The 3,425-nt window shown below is 57.6% G+C and carries 3 protein-coding genes; 1 reads left to right on the top strand and 2 read right to left on the bottom strand.

The features are described from left to right. The coding region (locus HV796_RS40915; RefSeq protein ID WP_484555925.1) for a Rossmann-fold NAD(P)-binding domain-containing protein at positions 1-720 on the top strand (720 nt) is incomplete at its 5' end. A gap of 63 nt (positions 721-783) precedes the next feature. Here the strand turns inward: HV796_RS40915 and HV796_RS40910 are convergent. Further along, entirely contained in the window at positions 784-1,683 is a 900-nt protein-coding gene (locus HV796_RS40910) for a LysR family transcriptional regulator (RefSeq protein ID WP_175233372.1), read from the bottom strand. 725 nt (positions 1,684-2,408) lie between these two features. Further along, positions 2,409-2,681, bottom strand: coding sequence for a hypothetical protein (locus HV796_RS40905; protein WP_246356359.1), 273 nt, complete (start codon positions 2,679-2,681; stop codon positions 2,409-2,411). Positions 2,682-3,425 lie beyond the last annotated feature (744 nt).

The following is a 3,425-nucleotide window of genomic DNA, read 5'->3' as shown; positions in this document are numbered from 1 at the left end:
ACCGGCTCCGCATGTCCGGGTAGGGAACGGTTGATGGAACAACCGGTTTCATCAGGTCATGACTTCCCCTGTGAGACAGAAATTCAGGCGACTTTCAGGTCGCACGATGACTTTCTTCGCGAGCGCTCGGAGGGGAATGCCTGGTCCTGGACCGCTTTTCGCCCGGAGGCAGTTGCGGGCGTGGCGGTCGGCAACCCGATGAACCTTTTGATGGTGATTGCCATCTACGGGACGCTCGCTAAAGCCCTCGGTGTCCCCATGTCGTTCCCTGGGCCTCGCGCTGCTTACGATGCGCTGTATCAGGTGACCGACGCCCGAGTTCTCGCCCGAGCTGTCGATTGGGCTGGTGAGACGACGGAATGCCAGGGCGAGGTCTACAACATCACCAACGGCGACTACTTCAGGTGGTCTCGCGTTTGGCCTCGTTTGGCCGAATTCTTTGATGTTTCAGCAGGTGAGCCATTTCCGATGTCACTGCAACAGATGATGGCGGACAAGGGCGGCGTGTGGAATCAGCTGGTAAAGCAGCACGGTCTTCGACCCTACGCCTACGAAGATATCGTGTCATGGAAGTTTGGGGACATGATTTTCAAGTCAGCGTTCGACAACATCACGAGCACCATCAAGGCACGTAAGCACGGATTCCACGACTGTATTGATAGCGAGGAGATGTTTCTCGAGATGTTGGCGGACCTCAGACAGCAGCGTTACATCCCGTAATCTTCACAGGAAAGTCATCCGTTAGACGCGGACCAACGTGGACGACGTTGTGTAGGGAAAAGGTCAAGCTTCTGTCGCGGTCTCGGTCTCGAACAAACCAACGATGAAGTCGCGGACATAGGCGATGCGTGGATTACGCATCGCCATCTTGTTCCAGGCCAGGAAGAGGTCGTTGGTAGGGGCGGTGTGTCGAGGCGAAATTGCCACGAGCGTACCCGAAGCAAGTGCATTGGCGCACAGGTAATCCGGCAGGACCGTCCAGCCATGGCCTGCGATCACAAGTTTCTCAACGATTCGCAAGTCGGGAACGGTGAAGGCGGCTTGAAGTGTCGGGGCAATATGAAACATTGATGTCCAGACGACGCGAATCAACGGTAGGTCTTCGTCGTAAGCAATTAGCGGTTGGTTCGCGAGAATCTCAGCAGACGGTTGCTCTCCGATCCGGGCAGCCATCTCCGGGGAAAGTACCAGGAGAAATCGTTCCGTGAGCAACCTGGCGAAACCGTGCGAATGCTCGTCCGGGGGCGATGCGATGATGGCGAGGTCGACTGTGGAGGCGTTCAGAAGGCTGTAGATGCGGTCCTTGTTGCCGGTGTGGAAGCGAATCAGGAAGCCCTCGTTGAGTAAACGTGTTAGCCCGCTTGCAACGCATGAACCAATGAAATCCGCTGGGCCAGCGATGTGTATTGCGCCACCCAATGCGCTCCCGGTTTTGTAGGACGCCAGTTTGGTTTCCAGACCATCCAGCAAGGGTCCGACAGAGCGCGCGAGTTCGTCGGCCGCCTCCGTGGCGACAACTCCACGCGCGCAGCGAGCGAAAAGCGGCTTTCCGATGAGCGCTTCGAGCGCCTGGACGTGTAGCGAGGCGGCCGGCTGTGTGATGCCAAGATGAGTTGCCGCCCTGGAGAATGACTTCAGTCGATAGGCGTCGAGGAAGGTCCGTAAATGAGTGAGGTGGCTCATGGTTAATCTGTCCATCGCGCGTAGAGTAGTCGCGAGAGCGCACCGCGACGCGGAGCGCAACAAGGTTCTGGCCAGACATAAGATTTACGTCTGCTCCAGATACCTGACTTCAACTATTTCTGATGCGTCTCCAAGCTCGTTTCTATCCCGGCCGGTATCGGCACCTGCAGAACCGGGGGAAGGCTCATCATGCGAATAGCCATCTGCATTTTGACCGGTTGTTCTCGGGCTTGCTGAAACTCGTCCCTATAGGCCTCCCGGACAGGCTCACGGGTTGAACGTCAGCCTCGGGTAGGCCGGCACGGCCGTCGAGACTTACGCTCATGGGACCAACCTTGCGGCCCTGTTTCAACGGCGCTTGCTGTTCAAAACAAAGAAAGTCGAGCCTGACGGGTCACGAGCGATGCGAGTTGGCAGGCCTTGCGGGTCGTTCTGGTCATACTGGTCGGCGTTCGAATCGCCGGCTGGACCTGATCGGCGCGCGTCAAAAAATGAACACAGACAAGCGGTACCGTGCGGACCACGATAGTTTGTGGAGGAATCCTAAAATGAAGATGCGAGCCATCTTCGTTTGCACCGGATATCCGGCAGCCATTTTCGCAAGGCATGCGGCACTCTTTTGCATGCTGCGGACCGCTGCCGGCCACAAAATTGACCGATTTCGCTGTCGCGTGCGGGTCATCCGATCAATGCGCAGAGTCACCGCTCATGCCCCGGTGCCGAGTTCACAACGCTTCAGGAGACAGCGAAATACGCTCGCCCGAATACGAGGACATGCCATACCCTTCGACCGCGTCCAGGATTCGCTGTTTGCCTGACTGGAAAGCCAGGCGGATCTGCTGTTCGCTTGTATCGCCTGCGCCGAGTCGTTCGCAAACTACTTCATACGGTAGACGGAAAGCACGATAGCCCCAGCCAGCGGCGTACGCAGAGAAACAGACTGCAGCATCGTCGCACGGGATGGGCGAGGTCATCTGGATCGACAGGGTGGTCATCATGCGTACCGGTCAGGAGAGTTGGTTGATCTTACCGAACGGATTATAGAGCTTCGATTTTACTGGCCCGGTCACGCAAACGAAAATGTGCGAACACGTTGTCGCGGCGGAAACGGCGGCTCAACGCTCCGGACCGGACATTCTTTGATGACAGGCAAACGGCTCTTCATGGCCCGCCTCCTGCCGGATCATGTGGCGGTAAACCGCCTCGCCGGTGGCACTTTTTATTTCGCTTAACTCATGCCCTTGCACAGCAAGACTTCACAGTCTTCATTGAGTCCGACGGTACCGCCCAAAGAAGAGGCGGCCAAGGTCTACAGTTGAGATGCCTGACACATCCTTGCCCATTTCAACGCTGCATTTCCGGTCACCGGGCGACCGGCCGATTATTTGCATTCCGTACCACTTGTTTGCACGCTTTTTTTCTCCGATAGCAGCCCCGGGGATCGCCTTTCAGGGAAGTGGCACGGTGGAAAGCCACCCGGTCGGCCAACAGTCACGCCACGTCGATAGTCGTTGCGCGAAAGTCTGGCGAGATACGCGCGTGAAAGCAGCGCCATGAACCCGAATGGGACCAGGCACTCACACGATGTCTCCCCGGTTGGTGGAGCCCAATATCCACGCGGACGCCCGAATAACTTCGTGTCTTCATTGCCCGTTCGTGAGGCCCGTCGCTGGCGAGGCGCTTCGCGGGCACACCGCGATCGCACGACCCAAGCGGCTTCCAGATCGGTCACAGCGGCACTC

Source organism: Paraburkholderia humisilvae, assembly GCF_902859855.1.
Lineage (GTDB): Bacteria > Pseudomonadota > Gammaproteobacteria > Burkholderiales > Burkholderiaceae > Paraburkholderia > Paraburkholderia humisilvae.
The sequence above is the reverse complement of the archived record's forward strand: the minus strand, read 5'-3'. Positions and strand labels throughout refer to the sequence as shown.

Bases quoted from the DNA above. Each gene is read 5' to 3' on its own strand.
- HV796_RS40910 (WP_175233372.1), bottom strand. From the start codon at position 1,683: ATGAGCCACCTCACTCATTTACGGACCTTCCTCGACGCCTATCGACTG.
- HV796_RS40905 (WP_246356359.1), bottom strand. From the start codon at position 2,681: ATGATGACCACCCTGTCGATCCAGATGACCTCGCCCATCCCGTGCGAC.